General features: G+C 69.7%; 17 protein-coding genes and 1 pseudogene. 8 read left to right on the top strand and 10 right to left on the bottom strand.

Annotation, left to right across the window (positions count from 1 at the left end; all coding sequences use genetic code 11):
- The first annotated feature begins 81 nt into the window (after window positions 1–81).
- From OEB96_RS14595 to OEB96_RS14580, 4 genes and pseudogenes are all read left to right on the top strand, one after another.
- Window positions 82–297: a thioredoxin domain-containing protein gene (locus tag OEB96_RS14595; protein WP_266216346.1), complete on the top strand. Its 216-nt coding sequence runs from the start codon at window positions 82–84 to the stop codon at window positions 295–297.
- A 12-nt stretch (window positions 298–309) separates the two neighbouring features.
- Window positions 310–627, top strand: a pseudogene (locus OEB96_RS14590) (peroxiredoxin family protein); the annotation flags it as partial.
- Between the two features lie 67 nt (window positions 628–694).
- On the top strand, window positions 695–2,407 hold the full coding sequence (locus OEB96_RS14585; protein ID WP_266216345.1) for a hybrid sensor histidine kinase/response regulator: 1,713 nt from the start codon (window positions 695–697) through the stop codon (window positions 2,405–2,407).
- A gap of 185 nt (window positions 2,408–2,592) precedes the next feature.
- Window positions 2,593–3,831: a Fic family protein gene (locus OEB96_RS14580; RefSeq protein ID WP_266216343.1), complete on the top strand. Its 1,239-nt coding sequence runs from the start codon at window positions 2,593–2,595 to the stop codon at window positions 3,829–3,831.
- 91 nt (window positions 3,832–3,922) lie between these two features.
- Here OEB96_RS14580 and OEB96_RS14575 read toward each other — a convergent pair whose 3' ends face one another.
- Window positions 3,923–5,203, bottom strand: a complete 1,281-nt coding sequence (locus tag OEB96_RS14575) for a glycosyl hydrolase family 8 (RefSeq protein WP_266216341.1) — start codon at window positions 5,201–5,203, stop codon at window positions 3,923–3,925.
- Between the two features lie 242 nt (window positions 5,204–5,445).
- On the opposite strand from OEB96_RS14575, the gene OEB96_RS14570 reads away from it, so the two are divergent.
- Window positions 5,446–6,213 carry an SDR family oxidoreductase gene (locus OEB96_RS14570; RefSeq protein WP_266216339.1) on the top strand — a complete coding sequence of 256 codons (768 nt, stop codon included), beginning with the start codon at window positions 5,446–5,448 and terminating at the stop codon, window positions 6,211–6,213.
- Between the two features lie 3 nt (window positions 6,214–6,216).
- Here the strand turns inward: OEB96_RS14570 and OEB96_RS14565 are convergent, their stop codons facing one another.
- The 8 genes from OEB96_RS14565 to OEB96_RS14530 all read right to left on the bottom strand — a co-directional run bounded on the left by OEB96_RS14565 (window position 6,217) and on the right by OEB96_RS14530 (window position 15,783).
- Complete coding sequence (locus OEB96_RS14565; protein ID WP_266216338.1) at window positions 6,217–7,953, bottom strand: OmpA family protein; 1,737 nt, start codon at window positions 7,951–7,953, stop codon at window positions 6,217–6,219.
- Between the two features lie 59 nt (window positions 7,954–8,012).
- Window positions 8,013–8,951 carry a DUF481 domain-containing protein gene (locus OEB96_RS14560; protein ID WP_266216336.1) on the bottom strand — a complete coding sequence of 313 codons (939 nt, stop codon included), beginning with the start codon at window positions 8,949–8,951 and terminating at the stop codon, window positions 8,013–8,015.
- A 111-nt stretch (window positions 8,952–9,062) separates the two neighbouring features.
- Entirely contained in the window at window positions 9,063–11,984 is a 2,922-nt protein-coding gene (locus OEB96_RS14555) for a DUF4215 domain-containing protein (RefSeq protein WP_266216334.1), read from the bottom strand.
- A gap of 130 nt (window positions 11,985–12,114) precedes the next feature.
- Window positions 12,115–12,705, bottom strand: coding sequence for a cupin domain-containing protein (locus OEB96_RS14550; RefSeq protein ID WP_266216333.1), 591 nt, complete (start codon window positions 12,703–12,705; stop codon window positions 12,115–12,117).
- Window positions 12,702–13,379 carry a sigma-70 family RNA polymerase sigma factor gene (locus OEB96_RS14545; protein ID WP_266216331.1) on the bottom strand — a complete coding sequence of 226 codons (678 nt, stop codon included), beginning with the start codon at window positions 13,377–13,379 and terminating at the stop codon, window positions 12,702–12,704. Before OEB96_RS14545 ends, OEB96_RS14550 begins: the two co-directional genes overlap by 4 nt.
- 106 nt (window positions 13,380–13,485) lie before the next feature.
- Window positions 13,486–13,881, bottom strand: a complete 396-nt coding sequence (locus tag OEB96_RS14540; RefSeq protein WP_266216329.1) for a hypothetical protein — start codon at window positions 13,879–13,881, stop codon at window positions 13,486–13,488.
- Between the two features lie 72 nt (window positions 13,882–13,953).
- Window positions 13,954–15,054, bottom strand: a complete 1,101-nt coding sequence (locus tag OEB96_RS14535) for a hypothetical protein (RefSeq protein ID WP_266216327.1) — start codon at window positions 15,052–15,054, stop codon at window positions 13,954–13,956.
- A gap of 6 nt (window positions 15,055–15,060) precedes the next feature.
- Entirely contained in the window at window positions 15,061–15,783 is a 723-nt protein-coding gene (locus tag OEB96_RS14530; protein ID WP_266216325.1) for a tRNA-uridine aminocarboxypropyltransferase, read from the bottom strand.
- Window positions 15,784–15,886: 103 nt separating this feature from the next.
- On the opposite strand from OEB96_RS14530, the gene OEB96_RS14525 reads away from it, so the two are divergent.
- The 3 genes from OEB96_RS14525 (at window position 15,887) to OEB96_RS14515 (ending at window position 20,793) form a co-directional block, all read left to right on the top strand.
- The gene (locus OEB96_RS14525) at window positions 15,887–16,627 is read left to right on the top strand and encodes a DUF7873 family protein (protein WP_266216323.1); all 741 of its coding nucleotides are present in this window, start codon (window positions 15,887–15,889) and stop codon (window positions 16,625–16,627) included.
- A 612-nt stretch (window positions 16,628–17,239) separates the two neighbouring features.
- Window positions 17,240–19,384 carry a DUF3604 domain-containing protein gene (locus OEB96_RS14520; RefSeq protein ID WP_266216321.1) on the top strand — a complete coding sequence of 715 codons (2,145 nt, stop codon included), beginning with the start codon at window positions 17,240–17,242 and terminating at the stop codon, window positions 19,382–19,384.
- A gap of 5 nt (window positions 19,385–19,389) precedes the next feature.
- On the top strand, window positions 19,390–20,793 hold the full coding sequence (locus OEB96_RS14515) for an SLC13 family permease (protein ID WP_266216319.1): 1,404 nt from the start codon (window positions 19,390–19,392) through the stop codon (window positions 20,791–20,793).
- Window positions 20,794–20,906: 113 nt separating this feature from the next.
- On the opposite strand, the gene OEB96_RS14510 is transcribed toward OEB96_RS14515, so the two are convergent.
- A complete protein-coding gene (locus OEB96_RS14510) occupies window positions 20,907–21,803 on the bottom strand; it encodes a hypothetical protein (protein WP_266216317.1) in 897 nt (298 codons plus the stop codon).
- Window positions 21,804–22,477: the final 674 nt, after the last annotated feature.

Raw genomic sequence — 22,477 nt, 5'->3', positions numbered from 1 at the left:
GCGGTCTCGGCGGCGAGAAGGCGACCTGGACGACGGCCGCCGCGTAACATCCACCCCACGAGCTGCGTCTTGCGCGACATCGTGAGGCTACGCCGACTCGTCCCCCTGGGAGGCCTGATCGCCGTCTTGACGGCCCCCGCGGTGGGGTGCCGGCTGACGACCGAGCAGGCGCCGGTCGAGGTCGAGGCTCGGGCGGCCGACTTCAGCCTCCCGGCCCACGACGGCTCCTCGGTGGCGCTGGCCGATCTGCTCGCCTCGGGCCCCGCGATCATCGTGTTCTATCGCGGGCACTGGTGACCGCATTGTCGTCGCCAGTTGGGCGAACTCGCGAAGATCCAGCCCGAGCTCGCGGCGCAGGGCGTGGGCTTGGCCGCGATCTCCGTCGATGATCCGGCGGACTCGGCCGCGCTGGCCGAGCGCCTCGGCGTGCAGTTCCCGCTGCTGTCGGATCCGCAGGTACGAGTCATCGCGGCCTACGGGGTGCAGATGGAGGGGCAGGCGCTCGCGGTGCCGGCCACCTTCGTGATCCGCCCCGATCGGACGATCGCGTGGCAATACGTGGGAGATACGGTGCCCGACCGACCGCCGGCCGACGTCGTGCGGCAGGAGGTCGAGCGCATGCGCTGATGGACCAGCGTCACCAGGGGGCTTACCGGGGCCCGGCCGTCCCGGTACCATCGACCTGCCTCGCGCCATGCCGCCGCTGCTTCGACGCCAGCTCCAGGGGTTCGTGGAGAGCCGCGAGCCCCTGCCGGACGATCCGAGGCCGTTGCTCGACGCTCTGCGCGAGGCTCGGGCCGAGGCGCTGGACGAGGACGAGCGGCGGCTGGTCGAAGACGCGCTGATGCTCGTTTCGCAGGAGCTGCTGCGGCGCAGCGAGACCCTGCACGCCGAGGCACCGGCGCGCTCGGCCGACCCCGACCGCGATCCTGCGGGGCCGCTGCGGGGGATCCTCGCCGCGCTGCCGGACATCCTGCTGGTGGTGACGCCGAGCGGCGAGCTGCGCGAGGTCCATGCTCCCGGTCGCAGCTTCTTGTCCGAGCCGGCGCAGATGCTCGTCGGTCGCCCGTTGATCGAGGTGCTCCCGGAGTCCTTGTACCGCGTGCTCTCGCCCGCGCTCGAGCAGGCGGCGAGCAGCGGCACGGCGCAGCGCTGCGAGCTGACCTACTCCCGTGGCCGCGATCGTCGTCGCTACGAGGCGCGCCTGTCGGTGAGCCCGGTGGGCGACGTGGTCATCCTGGTGCGCGACCAGACCGAGCGGCTCGACATGGCCGAGCGCCTGCGGGTGGCCGATCGCATGGCCTCGGTGGGGACGCTGGCGGCCGGCGTGGCGCACGAGCTCAACAACCCCCTGGCCTACGTGCTGGGCAACCTCGAGCTGCTGAACCAGCAGCTGCGGGCCACCTGGGTCGAGCCCACGCAGCTGCAGCTCCTGGTCGACGAGGCGCTCGACGGGGCTCGGCGAATGCGGAGCATCACGCAGGACCTGCGCATGTTCTCGCAGCCGCACTCCGAGGCCGTGAAGTCGATCGACCCGCGCACGGTGCTGGACTCGGCGCTGAACATCGCGGGCAACGAGATCCGGCACCGGGCCATGCTGCGGCGGGAGTACGAGGACGTGCCAGCGGTGCGAGGCGAGGCCAGCAAGCTCGGCCAGGTGTTCCTCAACCTGGTGGTCAACGCCGTGCAGGCGCTGCCGATGGGCGAGGCGGTGCGCAACGAGATCCTGGTGCGGACCTACAGCGACGAGCAGGGCTATGCGGTGATCGAGGTCTGCGACACCGGTCCGGGGATCCCGATGCACCTGGCCAGCCGGATCTTCGAGCCGTTCGTCACCACCAAGCCGCGCGAGGTGGGCACGGGGCTGGGGCTGTCGATCTGCCACAACATCGTCACCTCCATGGGCGGGCACATCTCGGTGCATCCCCGCAAGCCCAAGGGCACCGTGTTCCGGGTGCGGCTGCCGCCGAGCGATCTGGTCGTCACCGCTCCACCACCGCCGACGCCCGTGTCGCTGCCGCGCGACGTGCCCGTGGGCGGAGGGCGGCGGGTGCTCATCATCGACGACGACCCGCTGGTGGCCAACTCGCTGCGGCGGCTGTTGGCCAACCGCGAGGTCCAGATCGCCGACAGCGGGCGGCGGGGGATCGAGATCCTGCGGGAGAACGACCGCTTCGAGGTCGTGCTGTGCGACCTGATGATGCCCGAGGTCTCGGGGATCGACGTCTACGAGACGGTGCTCGAGGAGCGGCCCGACCTCGCCGAGCGCTTCATCTTCATGACCGGCGGCGCCTTCACCGAGCGCGCGCGGGCATTCCTCGACCGGGTGAGCAACCCCAAGCTCGAGAAGCCCTTCGACGGCAAGACCCTGCGGATGCTCGTCAGCGGCCACGGCACCGGGCGGTAGCGGCTGGGGCCGCCAGGCCCGCGCGCGCTCACGGGCGGCATGGCCGCAACATGGACACGAGTGCGGACGGATCTGCTAGAACGGCATGGACATGAAGCCGGCCAGAGGGTTCGACGATCCGCATTGATTCGTTGAAATCACGAGCGTTTTCGTCGCCCCTGCTCGGGACATGAGGTGGGACGAGCATGCGGCCCTACGAGCACAGTCACCCGTGGATCTCCTTTCAGTTCAACGCCGAGCGGCTGAGTCAACGCACACTTCTGCTCCTCGGTGAGGCCCACTCGAAGTGCAGCCACATCGCAGGCGTGCCGCTCACGCCGGGCGTGGCAGGAGAGCTCCATCGCATCTACATGGCCAAGGGGGTTGGTGGCACCACGGCCATCGAAGGCAACACGCTGACCGAGGCCCAGGTCAGGGAGGTCCTCCTCGGCAAGCTGGACCTGCCGCCATCCCAGAAGTATCTCCAGCAAGAGGTCGAGAACGTGGCGCAGGCCTGCGCCGAGATCGGCCAGAAGGTGTTGGACGGACAGGCGCAGCTGACCGTCGACTGGATCAAGCACCTCAACCGGCTCGTGCTCCGCGAGCTCCCCAAGGAGGAACACGTGGTCCCTGGAGAGATCCGTGGCTACTCGGTGGGGGTCTTGCGGTATCGCGGTGCGCCTCATGAGGACTGCGAGCATCTGCTCGCGCGAATGTGCCGCTGGTTCGAGGAGTGGCCGGTGAAGGCATGGGGGACTGGATCCGAGATCCCGACCGCATTGCTCAAGGCGGTGCTCGCCCACCTCTACATCGCATGGATCCACCCCTTCGGTGATGGCAATGGTCGGACGGCTCGGCTCCTCGAGTACTACTTGTTGGCTGACGCGGGGGTCCCATCGCCCGCGGCTCACCTGCTGAGCAACCACTACAACCTCACGAGGTCCGAGTACTATCGGCACCTTGACCGCGCGAGCAAGAGCGAGCAGGGGGTCGTAGAATTCATCGAGTATGCCGTGCAAGGCTTCGTGGATGGCCTGCACGACGAACTGCGCGTCATCCGTCAACAGCAGTGGAGGATGGCCTGGCGAGACTATGTGCACGAAGTCTTTCGCGGGCGGAGGAGCGAGAGCGACCAGCGCCAGCGGGACTTGCTGCTGGCACTGGGGCTGCGTGCGTGGGAGGCCGTCCCGCGCAAGGACCTACCCGAGCTGACACCAGAGATCGTGCGGTGGTATGCGACCAAGACCGATCGCACGCTCTCTCGTGATCTCAACACCCTCGTCGAGAGCGGCATGGTGGTCAGGACGGACGAAGGATATCGAGCCCGCCTCGAGATCGTGCTGGCCTTCCTGCCGCCGCGCAAGCCGTCGGAGGAGGAGCTTCGAGACGCACGACGCATCGCCAAGGAACTGGAGGCCGCTGGGCTTCCCGCTCGGGGGCGGTGAGGGGTGAGGATGCCACGGAAATGGCGGAGAGCATCGCAGCGGCGCGCGGGGCCAGCGGGGCTCGGGCCAGCGGGGCTCGGGCCAGTGGGGCTCAGGGTAGCTGCGTGGTGATGCGTCCGCTCATCATCAGCAGCGACAGCACCGTCCACGAGCGCTGGTAGTAGCGGCTGCGGGTCAGCAGGTCGAGGCCCGCCACGCGCTCGTAGGCTCGATCGACGAAGTCCGTGCGCGTGTCGTCGGCCATCGCGCCGACCCCGGCGCAGCCGATGAACACGGCCGAGCGCTCGGGCTCGGCGGAGCGCTCGTCTGGCTGGGGCGTCCCGTCGAGCGCATAACCGTCGACGATCGCGTCGGGTCCGATGCCCTCGTAGAACGCGTTGATGCGGTCGAGGTAGGCCTTGGCGCGCGGCTCGGCGTGGTCACACCAGTCCTGGCCGATCCGAAACGGAATGCGGGCCGAGTCGTACTGCCAGTTGTCGTCGGGCAGCTGCGTGGGATCGTTGGGCGTGGGCGGCCGGGGCGTGCCCTCGAAGTCGCACCACGCGGGCACCAGCCCGTTGTCGACGTTGCCGTTGGTCTCGTTCAGCGAGTTCTCGATGATCTGGTAGCTCGAGTCGATCACGGCCTGCCAGCCCTCCACGTTGTCGGTGACCTCGCCGAACACGCGGTAGTAGGCCGGGGCGAAGTACGAGGGGTTGGTCTGCACGTAGCCGCCCCAGGTGTCGCCGGGCTTGAGCACCGAGAAGGAGTGGTCGACCTCCCACTCGAACACGGCCTCGATCTGTCGCCGGGCCAGCACTCCGTAGGGCTCGTCGAGGCTGCCCTGACCGCCCCAGCGCTGCTCGGCCACCAAGAGCGCCCATGCGATGTCCTCGTCGGAGTCGGTCGCCGCGCCGCACGTCTCGGCTGGATCGCGCCCGGGGCAGGCCTCGGTGCCCGTGGGATCGACGTACCAGTACATCAGCCCGTGGCTGTCGGCCCACAGCTGCGAGTACTGCCACAGGTCGTCGAACAGCGCCTGGTCGTCCATGTAGACCGCGATGAGCATGCCGTAGGCGATGCCCTCGGAGACCGTGGAGTTGGGCAGCCCGTCGGGGGTGTCGGGCCGCCGCACCCGGCGAAAGCCGCCGGCGCCCTCGGTGGTGACCAGGTCGTCCTTCCAGGCCTGGAACGCGGCCTCGAGGTCCGCCTCGTCGGCGCTGGAGGCCAGCGTGCACTCGCCCAGCCGAGGGGGCTCGTCCATGGGTTCGTCCATGGGATCGCCGCTGCTGCTCGGGGCGCAGCCCAGCAGTCCGAGCACGACGGCCACGGGTCCCGTGCGCTCGAGCGCGCGAGTGGGCATGGACGTGCGGGTGGGCTTCGCAGCGATCATCGAGTGGTTCATGGTGTGGGGCCGCCGTGGTCCTTGCAAGCATCGAGCCGCGGTCGATGTGTCGTTCGACCCGCGTCGGCGGGTCGCGCATGTCGGGTACCGGGTCACGATTCGTTCCGTGCGGAACGATCCGTGCAAGCCCATGGGCACGGGGAGGGCCGAACCCTACACTCGGATCGCAACCGCCAACGTCACGGCCATCACCAAGGCCACCACTCACCCAGAACAGGAGAGCCCGCACCATGTCCACGCTCGAGCACCAAGTCGTCGTCATCACCGGAGCCAGCCGCGGCCTTGGCCGCGCCGCCGCCTTGCGGTGCGCCCAGGAGGGCGCGCTGGTGGCCGTGGGGTACGCCAGCAACGATGCGGCCGCCCAGGAGGTGGTCGGCGCCATCGAGGCGGCCGGTGGCCGCGCCTTCGCCATCCGAGCCGATCTGTCCTCGATCTCGGGGATCGATTCCTTCTACGCCACCCTCGACCGCGAACTGGAGACCCGCACCGGAGAGGCGCGCTTCGACACCCTGGTGAGCAACGCCGGAATCGTCACCATGGGCAAGATGGCGGACACCACCGAGGAGGACTTCGATCGCATGTTCGCACTGAACGTCAAGGGCTCGTTCTTCATGGCTCAGCGCGCCATCTCCCGCCTGCGCGACGGCGGGCACGTGATGTTCCTTTCGACCGGCCTGACCCGCTTCACGATGGCCGAGTACACGGCCTACTCGGCCAGCAAGGGCGCCATCGACGTGCTCACCAAGTGCCTGGCCAAGGAGCTGGGGCCGCGGGGGATCAGCGTCAACGCCGTGGCTCCGGGCGTGGTGGACACCGACATCAACGCGCACTGGCTGCGCGACAACCCGCAGGCACAGGCGCACATGCGCTCGATGATCGCGATGGATCGCATCGCCGAGGCGCAGGACATCGGCGACGTGATCGCATGGCTGGCCTCGAAGGACAGCCGGTGGGTCACCGGGCAGCGCATCGAGGCCAGCGGCGGACAGAGCTTGTAGACCCTACTCGGCCTTGGCCCCGGGACACGGGGCGAACTCGCACTTGGGGCCCTGCCGGCCGACCTCCGTTCCGTCGGGGCAGGTCTTGACCTCCATGGTGCACATCACGCCTTCGGCCGGCGGAGCGTCGGCCGGAGCCGGCTCCGGGCACGGGGCGAACTCGCACTGGGGGCCTTGCCGGCCGACCGCGGTGCCATCGGGGCAGATCTTGGCCTCCTTGGTGCAGCCCACGGGCGCCACGCCGGCGCCGGGCGGAGTGCTCGGGCCGGCGGCCGAGCCCGACGCTCCGGTGAGCAGCTCGAACTCGATGCGACGGTTCTGCTGCCGCCCCGCCGTGGTCTTGTTGTCGCCGATGGGCTCGTCGGGACCCGCACCGCGCGTGACGATGCGGCCCTCGGCGACGCCCTTGCCCACGATGTACGCCTTGACCGAGTCGGCCCGGTCCTGCGAAAGCTGGAGGTTCTTGTCGCGCTTGCCCTTGCTGTCGGTGTGGCCGCTGATCTCCACCCGCAGCGAGGGGTAGTCCGAGAGCACCTTCACGGCCGCGTCGAGGGTCCCGAACGACTTGCTGCGGATGGTGGCCTTGCCGGTGTCGAAGTAGATGCCCTCGATGACCCCGGTGAACTGCTTGACCACCTCGGGGATCTCGTCGGGGCAGCCATCCTCGTCTTCGAAGCCGTTGACGCTCTCGGGCTGCTCGGGGCAGGCGTCCTGCGGCGGGAACATGCCGTCGCCGTCGACGTCGCGCAGCGGGCAGCCATCGGGCTCCACGCCGACCTCCTCGGGGCAGGCGTCGTCGGGGTCGAGGAAGCCGTCGCCGTCGGTGTCGGCGATCGGGCAGCCGTCGGGGGCCGTGCCGAGCAGATCGGCGCAGGCATCGTCGCGATCGAGGAAGCCGTCGCCGTCGGTGTCCTTGGCCGGGCAGCCGTCGGGGGCGATGCCGGGCTGCTCGGGGCAGGCGTCGTCGGCATCGAGGAAGCCGTCGCCGTCGGTGTCGGGCGGGGGCGGTGCTTCCTTCTTGCGCGGCCCGAGGGCCAGCGAGAAGCCCAGCAGCACCTCGCCGGAGTGCGCGGGGGCGGCCACGGTAGCGCCCTCCTGGGGTGACATCACGTCGCGGCCCTCGAGCCGGAGCACGATGTGATCGGTCACGAAGAACTTGATGCCGCCGCCGACGTGCAGCGACTCGTCGCCGTTGTTGCCGGCCGCGTTGGGCTCGCTGCGCACCGACAGCACGCCGCCGCCGAGCAGCGCGAAGGGCACGATGCGCCACAGCCCGAGCTGGAGCACCGCGTGGGCGCGCGCGGTCGAGACGAACGCGCGCTGGTCGGTCTGGAGGCGCGAGGGGATCATGGCCAGCTCGCCCTCGAGCCCGAAGTGCTGCAGCGGGTAGTAGCCCACGCGCAGGCCGAGCTCCGCGCTGGTGTCGTAGCGGATGGGCGGCGGCAGGTTGCGATCGTGGAGCTCGATCACGTCCGACGGCAGCCACAGGCCGCCGAACATGCCCACCTCCCACATGTTGCGGCGGGGGGTGAAGCGGCGCAGGAACGGGCGGGACTTCTGGTCGGCTCGGGCGTCGGTCTGGGCATCGCCCGAGCCGCTGGCCGAGCCCGTGGCATCGGCGGAGACGTCGGTCGAGGCGGAGGCCTTGGCCTTGCCCTTGGCCGCGAGGGCGTCCCCGGCGGGGACGAGCGCGGCAGCGGCGAGGGCGAGGAGACCGGGGACGATTGCTCGGTGGTGCACGGCAGGACTCTTTCGCGACATCGTGACGGCAAGGCCACGGCGACGTGGGAGGAGCTCGACTAGAAGAAGCGGTAGACCAGGTTGACCGAGGTGAGGGTGTCGAGCGACACGACCCCCGGCAGCGGATCGTTGTCGAGGCGCAGGGTGAAGGTGGCCGACATCGACAGCTTGGAGACCAGCAGCGTGGAGAAGCTGGTGTTCCAGTTGAGCCGCCAGCGGGTGGCCTGCTGGAGGCTCTGCAGGTACTCGAGGTCGGTGGCGAAGCTCACCGCCTCGACGAGCTTGTTGCCGTAGCCCGCAGCGAGGCGCGCTGCGTGGGTCGTGCGGGTGCGGGGCAGGTACACCAGCTCGCCCTGGGCCGTGTAGATCGGCGTCTCGCCGTCGGCCTCGTAGGCGATGGCCGAGTCGGCCCGCACGTCGTACTGGAAGTCATAGCCGGCCTCGGCGTAGAGCTTCTGCTTCTGCTCGTTGATCACGTAGAACGCCACGCCGGGGTCGACGTTGAGCCGCAGATCGAGCCGCTGGAACGGATCGTGGCGGGCGGTGACCATGCCGAACAGCGACCAGCGGTCGGCCACGAACAGGTCGTAGCGCGCGCGGCCCTGCAGGTTGCCGACGGTGGGCTCGGGCTCGGACTGGCCGTCGGCTCTTGCACTACCGTAGTTGCCCAGGAAGTTGGCCAGCACCTGGTGTCGGCCGCGTCGGATGAGGAAGTTGGTGCCGCCCGTGATGGCGGTGCTACGAGCATTGCCCGTGGCCACCAGCGCGCCGAAGCCGAGGTCCCACTCGAGGGTGTCGCCCGCTGGCTCCCCGCGCTCGGTCGCCTGCGCGAACGTGCCCTGACCCGCGAGCTCGGTCGAGCCCGAAGACGCGGGGTCTCGGCTGACGGTCCCCGAGGGAGGCTGCGGCTCGGAATCGGCGGGCGGGGCCGCCATGGCCACGTTGGCGGCGAGCGACGTCGCCAGCCCGATCAGCGCGAGTGCGAGGCATCGGCGCATGAGCGGCGCCCATCCTACTCGCGATCGCCGGAGACGACGCGATCCTCGGCGAATTTTCCGCCGGGCGCGGTCAAACCCTCACCTCGGGGGCTCTCGCCGGCCCCCGCCCGCCTACTGGGCGCGCGACCGGCGGGGTCGGGAACGCCGGCGACTCCAGCCCAGCGCCAGCAGCACCAGCGTACCGAGGCCGGTCGGTGCCCCCCCGTCGGGGCGAGCCTGGCAGGCGCAGCCGCGATCGATGAGGTCCCCGTCGTCGCCCAGCCCGGGGCCGTCGTCGGAGCTCCCGTCGTCGGAGCCGCCATCGTCGGAGCCGCCGCTCGAGCTGCCGGAGCCCTCGACCTGGCAGAACTCGCTGCAGCCGTCGCCCGGCAGGAGGTTGCCGTCGTCGCACTGCTCACCGGCGTCGACGACCCCGTTGCCGCAGCCGGGAGGCACGTCGACGCCCGGCAGGAAGCCCATCACGCACAGCTCGTCGACGGTCCAGCCGCCCATCTCCAGGCCGGCGTCGCTGTCGAGCTCGAACGCGAGCTGGACCTGGCCGTCGCTGGCCCACGGGGTGAGGTCCACGTCGTGGAACACCCACTGCGAGTCGCGGTGGTGGACGGTAGCGGTGAAGTCGTTGTTGCTGGCGAAGTTGCTCCACGCGACCTGGCCATCGGCCATGATGCGCGCCTGATCGTAGAAGCCGTCCTCGACGGTGAGCCAGCGCCGGTAGTGCAGGCGAATCGAGGCGTAGTAGCCCACGGGCACCGAGATGTTGGGGCTGCCGGCCGACTCCGACGACCACGGCTGATAGAGGCCATCGTCCACGAGGTCCTGGCCGAGCACGTAGGGGTCGGGCCCGGCGGGCTCGCTGGGGTCGCCGCCCTGGCCGAGCGGCGGGCTCACCTGCCAGCGCATCGGCACGTTCCATCCCTCGGCCGTGCCGTCGGCGAAGCTGGTGCAGTAGATCGGCTCGACGGTCCCGAACCAGTGCTGGAACCATGGGTCGCCGAGGTTGGGCGGCACGATGCGCTCGACGCCGTTGCCGTAGGTCACCAGCACGCGGTAGCGCAGCACCTGCCCCGGGGGCAGCGGGGGCACCACGGCCTCGTAGCCGCCCGCGGAGGGCACCATGGGCACGATCTGGGTGGTGCCGTCGCCATCGCGGGGCCCGAACTCGAGCTGGGCGGTGGCCTCGATCGGGCAGGCCTCGAACGAGGGCAGCGACAGATCCACGTGGACCCACAGGCCCTCGGGGCGCTCCTCGTCGGTCACCCGCTCGGCCGCGGCAGGACCGGCCGAGAACAGCCCGTGGCTGCCGAACGCGGCGTTGATCTCACAGGCGTCGGGGGTGCCGTTGCCCAGGTTGCCGTCGTCGTCGTTGACCAGCAGCGCCGCGCCGTACATCGACGGCATGTCCACCGCGCGTCGCGTGCCCTCGTACCAGATGGTGTCGGTGCGTCGGATGCCCTCCTCTGCGCCATGCTTGGCGATGAGCAGGGTGCGAAGGTCCCACAGCGCGCCGCCGATGATGCGGCCTGCGTCGTGGACCTCGCCGTTGTCCTCCGGCCACGTCCACTCGAAGCCCAGCGGGTTGAGCTCGCGCAGCGGCTCGGGGGTGTAGAAGAAGCCCCGCGCCATGCCCGAGTCGCCCACGATGGTGGCGGCGAGATAGTCGGAGATGCCCTCGGACAGCGCACCGTCGAAGGCGCCGACCCCCGGGATGATCGACTGGTGATGAACCGAGTGTCCGAACTCGTGATAGACCACGTCGGACATTCGGCCGGTGTTCTCGCAGAAGTCGCTGTGGGCGAAGAAGTACACCGCGTCGCCATCGGACATCGCGTTGCACTCGTCGTCGATGTTGACGGTGGCGACGACGGTGCCGTCGAGCCAGCCGAGGTCGGGCGCGAGCTGCCGAACGTAGCCCTTGACGTGGGCGAGGTGGGCGTAGGTCGTGATCTGGGCGTCGGCGAACGGGTTGGCCGCGAGGTTCCAGGTGACGCCACCCCCGTCGGCGAGCGGGAGCGTGCCGCTGGCGATCGGGGATTGCTCGTCGATGATGTCGGTGAAGGGCCCGGTGAGGCCGGGCTGCACGTTGGCGGTGGGCCCCGCGAAGCTCACGAAGCCGACCTGATCGCTGACCTGCGTGGCGCCGTCGACCACGTGCTGGGTGAACGGGGTGGGGCGATCGCTGCGCGCGATGGTCGGGGCGCGCTCGGCCACGTTGTAGAACACCAGGCCCGACGCGTAGTGCATGCGAGATTCGCGGGCCACGGGCTCGCCGGTCTCGGCGTCGAGGTAGACCCACCAGCGCCCGAAGGGCTCGCGCGAGTCCACGTCGACGCGCACGACCTCGCGGTAGCGCGGTCCCGTGCTCGCATCGCCCACGGGCAGCACCATCGGTCCTTCCACTGCGCTGCGAATGCGTACGGTGGAGGGGCCGAAGTCGTCGTCGATGAGGGTGCGGGCTCGAGCCTCGGCCGTCGCGTCGCCGATGCGAGAGGATGCCAGGGGCACGAGGGCATGGGGCTCGGCGGAGTTGGTGATCAGCACCAGGCGGTCGTGGGCAAAGGACAGGCCGATCTGGCCGCCCACCACCTCGCGGCCGTCCGAGCGCTGGGCAAAGCCCACGCTGCGGATGCCGGCCGACTCGTGGTTGCTCACCAGCACGAAGTCGCTGGCGCTCGCACCGGGACACAGCAGCTCCACGTGGCGCTCGATCACGGCCCGAGCCACGCGCTCGGCCTCCTTGGGCGAGGCCACCACCCCGGGCGCCGCCAGGCCGGTGGCGATGATCTGCCGCGGCCGTGCCTCTCCGCCGGCTGTGTCCCAGGTGGCCCATGCCGATCCGAGCTCGCCCGCAAGGGCTTCCCATGCGCGCTCGCGATGCGGGGATTGGGCTCGTGCACTCCACTGGTGAGGCACCACCGGGCGCAGCACGGGCCCGCCGACGAGCTCGCGCTCGCCGGTCCCGGCTCGCTGGAAAGCGGGTGGCTCGATGGCCAATGCCGCGGCTGGCCACAAGACGAGGGCGATGGGCAGGGCCAACTTTGGATTCACAACAAAACCTGCAATCCCAAGTCGGTTGTAGGAGCCCCCGTGCGTTGGGTCAAGGTTTCTCTAGCGTCCAGTGTCGGCGATGGCGGTAGGTGCGCTGCATCGAGCGATGCCCAGCGTTTCAGCCCGAGAATGGGTTGCAGACCAGGGGGCCGCCGTCCTCGCCCGAGCCGCAGGGCTCGCCATCGAGCGTGGGATCGTCGTCGAGCGCGGTGAACGGGTCGTCGGGCCAGGTCGACAGCGGGTCGATGCTCTGCAGGGGATCGACGCTGGCGAGCAAGCCCTGGCTGCAGCGCGGGTCGGAGGGATCGCAGCCGGTCACCGAGGGCTCGGGCAAGGGCGACATGCGGCTCGCGGGTGCCGTGGCCGGGTCGATCACGGCGACCTCGGTGTCGAGCGCGACGCCGCCGGGCTGACACACGAGGAACAACACGGCGGCCGCGGTGCTCCACAGCGCACCGAGGGCACCCAGTCGGCGGCCACGCCGACGCACGGGCATCGGAGCGGCGGCGGCGACCTCGAGCTCGAGGTTGGTCGCGGCTTCGTGCAGCACCATCTGGAAGCTCGCCGCTCGCTCGAGCCGGCGGGCGCAGACGGAGCAATCGAACACGTGCGTCTCGAGCTGCTCGGCGGCGGGAGCATCGAGGGCATCGCTGACGTAGGCGGCCAGCTCCTCCTCACGAGGATGGCCATCGAGTGGAATGACCGTCATCGTACGTTCCTTTCGGGGTCGGTGAGCTCGGAGCGCATGCGCTTGCGAAGCTCGCAGACGATCTGCCGCACGCGCTGGACCGACAGGCCCAGCTCCGTCGCGGCTTCGGTGGGGGTCAGGGCTCGCTCGCCGTAGAGCAGCGCGAACACCCGGCGGGCGTTGGGCGACGCCTGATCGAGCACGCTTCGCACCACGCGAAGCTGCTGCCGGGCGTCGAGCTGCTGCTCGAGATCGAGGGCGAGGTGGTTGGCCGCATGCTGCCGTGGCTCGTGGAGCCGAGCGCGTCGCTCCTCGCGTCGCATGTCGTCGCGGGCGAGGAAGCCGGCCTGGGTGATGATGAGACCCGGAAGCTGCAGCTCGGGGATGAGGCCCGCACGATGGCGATCGATGACCCGCATCCACGCGTCCTGGGCCAGCTCCTTGGCGCGCTCGAGCGGCACGCCTCGCGAGACCAGGGCGACCACGACGCGGCGGCCATGACGGCGCATCATCTCGTCCCACGGGATGTCCTCGACGGGGTGGGGACGAGACGGCGCCTCGGCCCTGGGCGCCTCGACCTCGTACTCTTCGACCTGCACCTGGCCCGGCCAGACCCACAACCGTCCATCGCCCGCGGCCGCGGCGGCGGGGATTGCTCCCGCCCCCCCGGGGGCGAACATGCTGGGTCGGCTCACGGCAGGCACAACGGCACGAGGGCGATCAACATATCGCGGTCGTGGCGGCGGTGCGGCCGCGGTGGGGGCTTGCGGCGGATCCGGGGCCTTGGGGCGCATGGGCGCGTCAGGCCAGCGGTGGTGCCTCGCGCGCGAGCCGAAGCTGCACGAACGCAAAGCTCAGCGCGATGAGCGCTACCGCGGCCGACAGGCGCAGGCCGCCGTGAAGGGTGAAGATCGCCACCGGGGTCACGCAGCCCACGAAGAACCAGCTGCGGGCGGTCGGTCGGTGGCGCCGCAGCAGGGCCGAGGCGGCCACGCCCAGGCCCACGAAGAACGCGATCTGCAAGAGCGGCCACAGCACCGAGAGCTCGAGCAGCTCGGGCGAGACCAGCAGCACGAACAGACCCGCGCGGTCGGCGAGATCGAGGACCGGAACCGCGGCCACTCCGATGCCGAGCCACTGCGCCGCGGAGGCCAGGGCTCGACGGGCATGATCGTCGGCCAGCTCGGGAAGGGGCATGCCCTTGGGATACGCCCCCAGGGCACCGAGGTCACGCCCCATCCGCCGGCTCGAGCGATTGCCGAGCGGTGGCTAAGGGGCCGTGACGTCGAGCGCCGCGAAGGGGTCGACGGTCTGCATGGGCGCGCTCGCGTCGGCGGGCGCTTCGAAGGGATCGATCACGATCGACGGCGGCGGGGTCAGGCCGGCCACGGGCAGGAAGCCGTGGGGAAGCTGGCGGGCCGGGTGGGTCGTCGCCGCGTCGGGGATCACGCCCGCCATGGGGGTGATGCCCGAGGGCAGCGGCGCGTTGGCGCTCGCTTCGATGGGGCTCGGCTCGTCCGCTTCGATGGGGCTCGGCACGATCGTCAGGGAGGGCTCGGCCAGCGGAGGCGCAAAGACGTCGACCTCGATCATGGCCTTGCGCTCGACCTCGGGCTCGGCCTCGAATTCGTCGTCGGGCAGGATCACCAGGTCGTCGTCGTCGTCCTCGAACTCGTAGTCCCAGCGGCTGGATGCGAGCGGGGTGACGGCGGCGAATACCGGGTCGTCGAAGCGCGAGGTCTCGGGCTCGACCTCCGCCATCATCGGCTCGACGCGCGGCGAGGTGACCGGAGACGCCATGGTGGCGGCGGGCAGCAGCGCCAGCTCGGGAACGCGGGGGGAGTGCCGCACCATCGCGATGCCGCCGAGGGTGAGGGCGAACACGGCCAGGGCCGAGGTCGCTCCGACCAGCCAACGCCGCTCCCGCTGGAGCTGCGACTCCACCACGGTGGGGTGGGCCAGGCGAGGGCTCTCGCTGAGGGGGCGGGGTCGTGGGCTCTGCACGCCCGCGAGGCGCTCGATCTCCTGGACCAGGCCGTTGGTGCGGTCGACGCCCACGATGTGGAGGTCGGCGTCGGAATCGGGTCGGTACGCCGTGCGGAGCTGCCGGGCCAGGTTGGGATCGACCGATGGCACGCACAGCACCCGCAGCGACGGGCGCACGGGCGCGACCTGCTGGATCCACGGCTTGGCGGCGGCCCCGAGCTCGAGGTCGACCTCCCAGCCTCGGCTGCGCAGCGCGTCCTCGAGGGCGCAGACGACCGGGCGCAGGTCTTCGGAGGAGAGGAGGATCAGTCGCTTGCGGCGGTTCGAAGCCGCGGCGGCGGGGGTGATCGCGGGGGAGGGGGTCTCGGCTTCGTTGTGTGCCACCTTGTCCTACCCATTCCCACAGGGCGGGTCAGGCTCCAAGGAATCGGCGGATCTCGGGGGACGGGGCTCGGGGGCTCGATGCACGCGCTCGATTGCGAGCTGTCGGTCGACCATTGCATCGAAGGACCGCAGCAGCCCGGACAGGCCGACGGTGTCGGGCTCGATCGTCTCGAGGGCGCTCACGATCGCCTCGATGGTCGACAGCTGCACGGCCGGTCGCGGCGCCTTGCGAATGCGATAGCGACCGGGCTGGCTCGGAGCCAGGGCGACCGTGGGCAGGGCCTGGATCCACGGGTTGTCGCGCCGCAGCTTGCCCGCGCTCGACCACGTGCCGTCGAGCACCACCAGCGCGGGCGGGGGCGCGGCGAGCTCGACCCGCGGGTCGAGCCGGGGAGCATCGGGCGAGGGGAACAGCAGCGCCGCACCGGGCAGCGAGCATGGCGGGCAGCGCGTGAGTCCCTCGCGATCGTGGTCGGCCACGATCACGTCGACGTTGCGGAGCCCCAGCCGCGCGAGCCGTACCGTGCCAAAGGGGTGCCGGCGCTCGCGGGGGTGCTGCACGATCACCACGCGGGTGCGGTTGGCGACCGGGTGGATCGATGCACACACGCAGCAGGGCTGCGGCCGCAGGCAGCGGTAGCAGGTGGGGCGACCGAGCTCGGTGGTCGCGGAGATGATCGGGGCGGGGCTGATGCCCGCCCATACCACGGTGCGCATTCGCGCGGCCATCTCGCTGCCCGATGGTCGGCGGCGACGGGGTTCGGGCGTTGCTCTCGCCGATCCCGTCCCGCTCCCCGTATGCTCGGGCCCGGCCCCACGCGGAGCGGAACCGATGCCCAAGCTCAACCAGATCCTCGCGATCGAGAAGAACAAGAAGACCCAGCTCCACAAGGAGATCAGCGAGCTGCATCACGCGACGCAGAAGTCGCCGCTGCTCAACGGCCACCACAAGGTGTTCACGCCCAAGGCGGAGGACGGCGAGTCCTTCCCCGACGACGTCCAGAAGGTGCAGTACCTGCACCAGGAGGTCATCGCCCAGGTGTGCGATCGCCTCGCGGTGCTGATGGACGTGACGGCGGCCAAGGACTGGACCAACTGCAACGCCAAGGCCGACGTGATCATCGACGGCGCGACGTTCCTCGAGGCGGTTCCCGTGCCGTACCTCCTGTTCCTCGAGAAGGAGCTGCGAGACATGCACACGTTCGTGGAGAAGATCGTCGAGCTCGATCCCGGCGAGGACTGGACCTTCGACGAGAACTCGGGCCAGTACCGCTCGCGGCCGGTGGCCACCTCCAAGACCAAGAAGCTCCAGAAGCCGATCGTGCTCTACGACGCGACGACCGAGCATCCCGCTCAGACCCAGCTCATCACCGAGGACGTGGTGGTCGGCCACTGGTCCACGACCAAGTTCTCGGGGGCGATCCCGCGGGCGCGCAAGAAGGAGCTGCTCGAGCGCATCACCTTGCTCGAGGACGCGGTGAAGTTCGCACGCGAGCACGCCAACGGCATCGAAGCGAGCGAGCCCAAGATCGGTCGCAAGATCCTCGACTTCGTGTTCAAGAAGGGCTCCTGAGGCCCGCTCCGGCCCTGGGCACCACCAAAGGAGGACCATCGAATTCCCGTAGGGAGCCAAGCTCACGCCTCAATCTCAAGCTGACCACCCCTCCGGGGTCTGAAGGTTCGAGTCCTTCCCGCGCCACTTCTTCGCTCTTGGCGCGGTGGCGGAATTGGTAGACGCACCGGGCGTGTCCCGGCGGCCCAAAAACGGAGGACGATGAGGCTCAAGCTTTCACTCCCAAGCTCAAACGCACGTCGGAACTCGGCATCTCCACGACCAGCTACACCCCTGCCCGAGATCGGGGTTAGAATCCCCGGGACCCCGCCAAGGAGGACGGAGCACATGGCTCCCATCGAGTTCGAGCCTCGAGTCCTCCCACCCTCTGGGGACCTGGTCCAATGTCAAGACGCGGGCCCTGAGAACTAAGAGCTGGAGACCGTCGTTGTCGAGTCAGCCGGCTCCGTTGCCCGAGCGAGCAGCCGCTCGAGCGGGACGCGGAACCCCGAACCCCCCAGGTGCGGCTACATCCTGGGGGGTTCACCTTTTCGTCCGGGGTGCGAGCGTCGGCGCCGGTGGCGTCGGGTTCATGGCCTCGCATGCATGCCCTATGCTCGACGCGGGCTCGTCATGCAGTTGCTCGATCATCGTCTCGGCCGCGTCTGTCTGTTTCCTTCGGATCCGGTGGTCGCCGGTACGGTGGGCCAGTGGACGCTGACCTATACGGTCGGCAGCTATGGCATCGACGAGGGGGGGACGATCAAGATCGCGCGGCGCTTTGCCTCGGACTGGGAGCGGCCGCAATTCGAGGATCCCGGCGGCCCGGGGTACACCACCGCGACCACCACGGGCGAGGCCAGGCTGGCGCTGCGCTACGACCCCAAGGCCCATGTGCGGCCGTGGATGAAGTGCCTGGTGATCGACGTGTACGACGGGTGTCTGGCGCCTGGCGACACGGTGACGATCACGCTGGGGGATCGCAGCGGCGGTGGCCCGGGGATCCGGGCGCAGTCGTTTCTCGAGTCGGCGCACGAGATCCGCGTGTTGGTGGACCCCACCAACGCGTGCTTGGTGCGGCGGCTGCCGTCGTCGCCGGTGGTTCCGATCGTGGCCGGGCCGCCGGTGTCGCTGGTGGTCATCACGCCCATGGAGGCGAAGGTGGGCGAGCCGATCGAGGTGTTCGTCAAGGGGGAGGATCGCTGGGGAAACCCGACTTCGGTGCCCGATGGGGTGAGCCTCGAGTGGGAGGGCGAGGGCGCGGCAGCCTGGGAGGGCACCACGCTGCGGCTTCGGGCGCCCGGCAGCGGCAAGGTGGTGGCCACGTGGCAGGGCGCGCGTGCGGAGGGCAACCCCACCACCGCGTACGCCGAGCGGCCGAAGCTGCGGCGCTGGTGGGGTGATCTCCACGCGCAGAGCGATGCCACCGTGGGCACGGGCACCGAGGTCGAGTACTTCGCCTTCGGTCGCGACTGGGCGCGGCTCGATGTGATGTCGCACCAGGGCAACGACTTCCAGATGACCGACGAGGACTGGCGCCGTCTCAACGAGGTGGTCGCCGACTTCCACGAGGACGGGCGCTTCGTGGTGTTTCCCGGCTTCGAGTGGTCGGCCAACACCCCGGCGGGGGGCGACCGCAACGTGATCTACCTCGAGGAGGGGCGGCCGATCATGCGCTCGAGCCACTGGCAGATCCCCGGGACGCCCGAGGACGAGCGCAGCCCCGCGCATCCGGCCGACGAGCTGTTTCGGAAGCTGCGCAAGCACGTGCCGATCGAGAACGTGCTGGTGGCCGCGCACTGCGGAGGGCGCTATGCGGACATCCATCGCTACTTCGACGAGGAGCTCGGCCCGCTGGTCGAGGTGGTCTCGTGCTGGGGCGTGTTCGAGTGGCTGCTGTGGGATGCGTTCGAGCACGGCTATCGCGTGGGCGTGATGTGCAACAGCGACGGTCACAAGGGGCGGCCCGGGGCCGAGGGTCCGGGGGCGGGGCAGTTCGGGATCTACGGCGGGCTCACGTGTGTCCTGGCCGAGTCGCTCACGCGCCAGGCCGTGTTCACCGCGCTCAAGCAGCGGCGCTGCTACGGGACCACGGGGCCGCGCATCGATCTCGACGTGACCGTCGATGGTCATCCGATGGGCTCGTCGATCACCGCGAAGGGCTCCGTGCGGGTCCGGGCGGCCGTGCGGGGCACGGCGCCGATCGAGGCGCTGGTGCTGCATCGCGGTCGCGAGGTGATCCACGTGGAGCAGCCGGCCGCCTTCGGTGAACTCGGCGGCAGCCGGCGCGTGCGCGTGTCGTGGGGTGGGGCGCGGATCCGCGGTCGCGGGCGGCGAGCCGTGTGGGATGGCACGGTGCAGGTGGAGGGCGCGGTCATCGAGCGTGCGCAGGGCTTTGCCTTCGACTCGCCCGCCGATGGGATCCTCGAGCAGAGCGAGCAACGGCTGCGGGTGCGCTCGCGGACCACCGGCGACATCGATGGCGTCGACCTGTGGCTCGACCGCAGTGGGCATGGGGCCGCGCGTGGACGCCTTTGCTTCGAGTCCGAGGTGGGCCGCGTGGAGGTCGACCTCGCGACGCTCGATGATCGTGGCGTGCTCGAGTCGCTCGGTGGTCTCGATCTGCACGTTCGAGTGCAGCGCTACCCCGAGGCTCCGTCGGCGCGCACGCTGATCCTCGATCGCGAGGTCGAGGCCAGCGGCGGCGTCCCGTTGCTCGTCAAGGCGATACAGACCGACGGTCACATGGCGTGGGCCAGCCCGGTCTACGTGGACTGATCGCAATGGACGAACCCTCACCGCTCCCCCTCGCTCGCGCGGCCCTGCTCGGGGGGCCGCTGTTGGGAGCCGCCGTGGGGCTGTGGGTTCACCTTGGGGCTGGCCTGTCTCCGGCCGCCGGCTGGACCGCGGCCATCACCACCGTGTGCGCCGTGTGGTGGGTGCTCGAGCCGATTCCCCTGGCGGCCACCTCGCTGCTGCCGTTTGCCGCGTTTCCATTCGCTGGCGTGCTCGGGGCTCGCGAGGTCGCGCAAAGCTACGGCCACCACCTGGTGCTCCTGATGCTCGCGGGCTCGATCGTCTCCACCGCGATGGAGCGAAGCGGCGCCCATCGACGCGTGGCGGTGGGCTTGGTGCGCCTGGTGGGCGGCGGAGACGGGCGCCGGCTGGTGCTGGGCTTCTTGCTCGCCGCGGCGGTGCTCAGCATGTGGATGAGCAACACGGCGACCACGGTCATGCTGCTACCGGTGGCGCTCGCGGTGATCGGGGCCGCACGCGGCGAGGCGCTGGTGGTGCCCGTGCTGCTCTCGGTGACCTATGGTGCCTCGATCGGCGGCAGCGGGACCCCCATCGGCACCCCGCCCAACCTGGTGCTGATCGATCGCTACCGTGAAGCCACCGGAACCGAGCCGAGCTTCTTGGGGTGGATGCGCGATTGCCTGCCGGTGGTGGTGATCATGCTGCCGCTTTGCTGGCGCTGGCTCGTTCGCCGCGTGCCCCGATCGCTGACGGTGGAGGTGGGCACGCTCGGCCCGTGGCGCGCCGAGGAGCGGCGGGTGCTCGCGGTGTTCGGGCTCACCGCGCTGGCCTGGATGACCCGGGCCGAGCCCTTCGGCGGCTGGAGCACCTGGCTCGGGGTGCAGGATCGCGTGGGCGACAGCACCGTGGCGATTGCCGCCGCGCTGGTGCTGTTCGTGCTCCCGCGGGGCACGGGCGCGGGCGAGCGCCTGCTCGACTGGGAGACCGCCTCCAAGGTGCCGTGGGGCGTGTTCATCTTGATCGGCGGCGGCATCTGCCTCGGGCGGGCCTTCGGTGCCTCGGGGCTCGACGCCGAGCTGGGTCGGGCGCTGGGCTTCCTCACCGCGTGGCCGAGGTGGTTGGTGATCCCGGTCGTGTGCCTGTGCGCCACCCTTGCCACCGAGGTCACCAGCAACACCGCGGTGGCCAACATCCTCATGCCGATCCTCGGGGCCGCCGCCGCGACCGACGGTGGAGATCCCATGTGGCTGATGCTCCCCGCCGTGCTGGGGGTGAACCACTCCTTCATGCTCCCGGTGGCCTCGGCCTCCAACGCGATCGTCTACGGCACCGGGCGCGTGAGCACCCGGCAGATGGTGCGCGAGGGGCTGGGGCTCAACTTGATCGGGGCGGTGGTGATCTCGGTGGTGTGTCTGCTGACGCTGGGGTAGCTGCGACGGAGACCAGCAGGGATCAGCTTCCTGCAGGTCTTTCGGGCTTGGCCCTCATCTTCCGTAGATGCTCGAGTACCTCTACATCCGCAGCGACACCGCTGCCGTGTTCATCATTCGTCGTCCACCGGGTCCATGACTCCGTGGCGGAACGTGGCGTTCGACTGGTTCACCGTTTCCGCGATCGACCACCATGGATCGGCGGTTTCGTTGATTCCCAACAAGTAGATGATCCCTCGCTCGCCCGCATCGATGTCATCGAGGGTATAGCCACCGAAGGTCGTCAAATTCAGGAGCTGGAGTTCCATCTCGCTTCCGCTGTAGTGGCAGACGTGCGTGATCATGTGTTGCGCGCCCAAGTCGAGGATGTTCAAGCTGGTTGCGGAAGTGCCGGGATAGTAGTTCCAGTAGTCCCAATTCGTGCCGTTGAACGTATTCACGAACCAGGTCCAGTCACTCGCGAACGTGCAGGTGGCCGGGTCAGTGTCCTCCGTGTACGAGAACTCCCGGAAGTCGAGGCTCAAATCGCGGGGCTCCGCGTCGGTCGTCGCGAGATGGTCCATCTCCAGCTCGAGCGGGGCTTCTTCGGCTGGCGCGATCGCGCGGAACAGCTCGAGGGCGGTGGGTTCATGGACCATGTACCTCGAGATTTGCGACGGAGTCGCGATGGGTCCGACCTCGGACGCCACGATTGCGCCGTTTTCCAGCCGTGCGAATTCGATGGTCAGGTTGTCTTCCGTGTGGATGCGGGCAACGACGCCGACTTCTAGCTCTTCGGTTCCGGCACAGGCCGTGGCCAATGCAGCGATTGCCGAGGCCATCAGACAAAGCTTGGTGGTTTTCATCACTCTCTCCTCGTCGATCGGGCAAACAGGTACATATAGGTCCATGGCCATCATGTCAACAACCAAATCATGGCCTCGCGCAAATTGGTTCTGGTCGAGATCCTCGCGAATCAGCGTGACCGTCGACTGAATGTAACCGAGCGTTGCATGACCCTGAAGTCGCACGCAATGTGACGTAATCGAGCGCTGCCCATTGCTTGCCCTCGCCGATGATCGATTGCTGGTTGGCGCCCGTCGTGGAAAGAGCATGGCTGCCGAGGCACCGATGGTCTCGTTGGTGACGAAGTCCCGATACTCGTACTCGTGGGGTTCGAGCAGGTCGAGTTGCAGCGGACCCTCGCGCTACTCGGGCTCGACGAAGGAGCGCTCGTCGTCGATGCGCTGCCATGCGCGAGCTGCCCACCACCACCTCGTGGCGGGTCACCGTACACCGCCCCTCGGACACGAGCGCCTCGGCGCGGGTCCTCACGCTCACGCGTGATCCGTAAGGGCCACCCCTCGCGCGCACCCGGACCGTCCCGCGTGCCGAGCGGGCGCGGGTGCTCGTCGCGGATGCTGCGCATGCCTCTTCGGGGATGCCAAGGTCGGCGCCGATCTCGGGTCGCCGACGTCCTTCGACCGCCAACCCTGGATCCAGGATCAGGTGGCCGACCTCCTCCCGGCCCCAGCGTTGGCGGGGAAACAGGTCACCGACCTCCTCCCGGCCCAGCGTTGGCGCGAGAACAGGTCGCCGACCTTCCGCGGAGCGCCAGCGGTTGCGCGATGAAGCTCGCCGACCTCCTCCGAGCCCCACTGCTGCCGCCAACGACGGCTCGCCCACTTCTCCGAGCCCACACCAT

Origin of the sequence: Paraliomyxa miuraensis (genome assembly GCF_026337845.1) — a bacterium.
Taxonomy (GTDB): Bacteria; Myxococcota_A; Polyangia; order Nannocystales; family Nannocystaceae; genus Paraliomyxa; species Paraliomyxa miuraensis.
Note: the sequence above shows the minus strand (reverse complement) of the source record. Positions and strands in the feature narration are given on the sequence as shown.

Coding starts and splice junctions, on each gene's coding strand:
- OEB96_RS14585 (WP_266216345.1), top strand. CDS start 695: ATGCCGCCGCTGCTTCGACGCCAGCTCCAGGGGTTCGTGGAGAGCCGC.
- OEB96_RS14580 (WP_266216343.1), top strand. CDS start 2,593: ATGCGGCCCTACGAGCACAGTCACCCGTGGATCTCCTTTCAGTTCAAC.
- OEB96_RS14575 (WP_266216341.1), bottom strand. CDS start 5,203: ATGATCGCTGCGAAGCCCACCCGCACGTCCATGCCCACTCGCGCGCTC.
- OEB96_RS14570 (WP_266216339.1), top strand. CDS start 5,446: ATGTCCACGCTCGAGCACCAAGTCGTCGTCATCACCGGAGCCAGCCGC.
- OEB96_RS14560 (WP_266216336.1), bottom strand. CDS start 8,951: ATGCGCCGATGCCTCGCACTCGCGCTGATCGGGCTGGCGACGTCGCTC.
- OEB96_RS14550 (WP_266216333.1), bottom strand. CDS start 12,705: ATGACGGTCATTCCACTCGATGGCCATCCTCGTGAGGAGGAGCTGGCC.
- OEB96_RS14540 (WP_266216329.1), bottom strand. CDS start 13,881: ATGCCCCTTCCCGAGCTGGCCGACGATCATGCCCGTCGAGCCCTGGCC.
- OEB96_RS14530 (WP_266216325.1), bottom strand. CDS start 15,783: ATGGCCGCGCGAATGCGCACCGTGGTATGGGCGGGCATCAGCCCCGCC.
- OEB96_RS14525 (WP_266216323.1), top strand. CDS start 15,887: ATGCCCAAGCTCAACCAGATCCTCGCGATCGAGAAGAACAAGAAGACC.
- OEB96_RS14520 (WP_266216321.1), top strand. CDS start 17,240: ATGCAGTTGCTCGATCATCGTCTCGGCCGCGTCTGTCTGTTTCCTTCG.
- OEB96_RS14515 (WP_266216319.1), top strand. CDS start 19,390: ATGGACGAACCCTCACCGCTCCCCCTCGCTCGCGCGGCCCTGCTCGGG.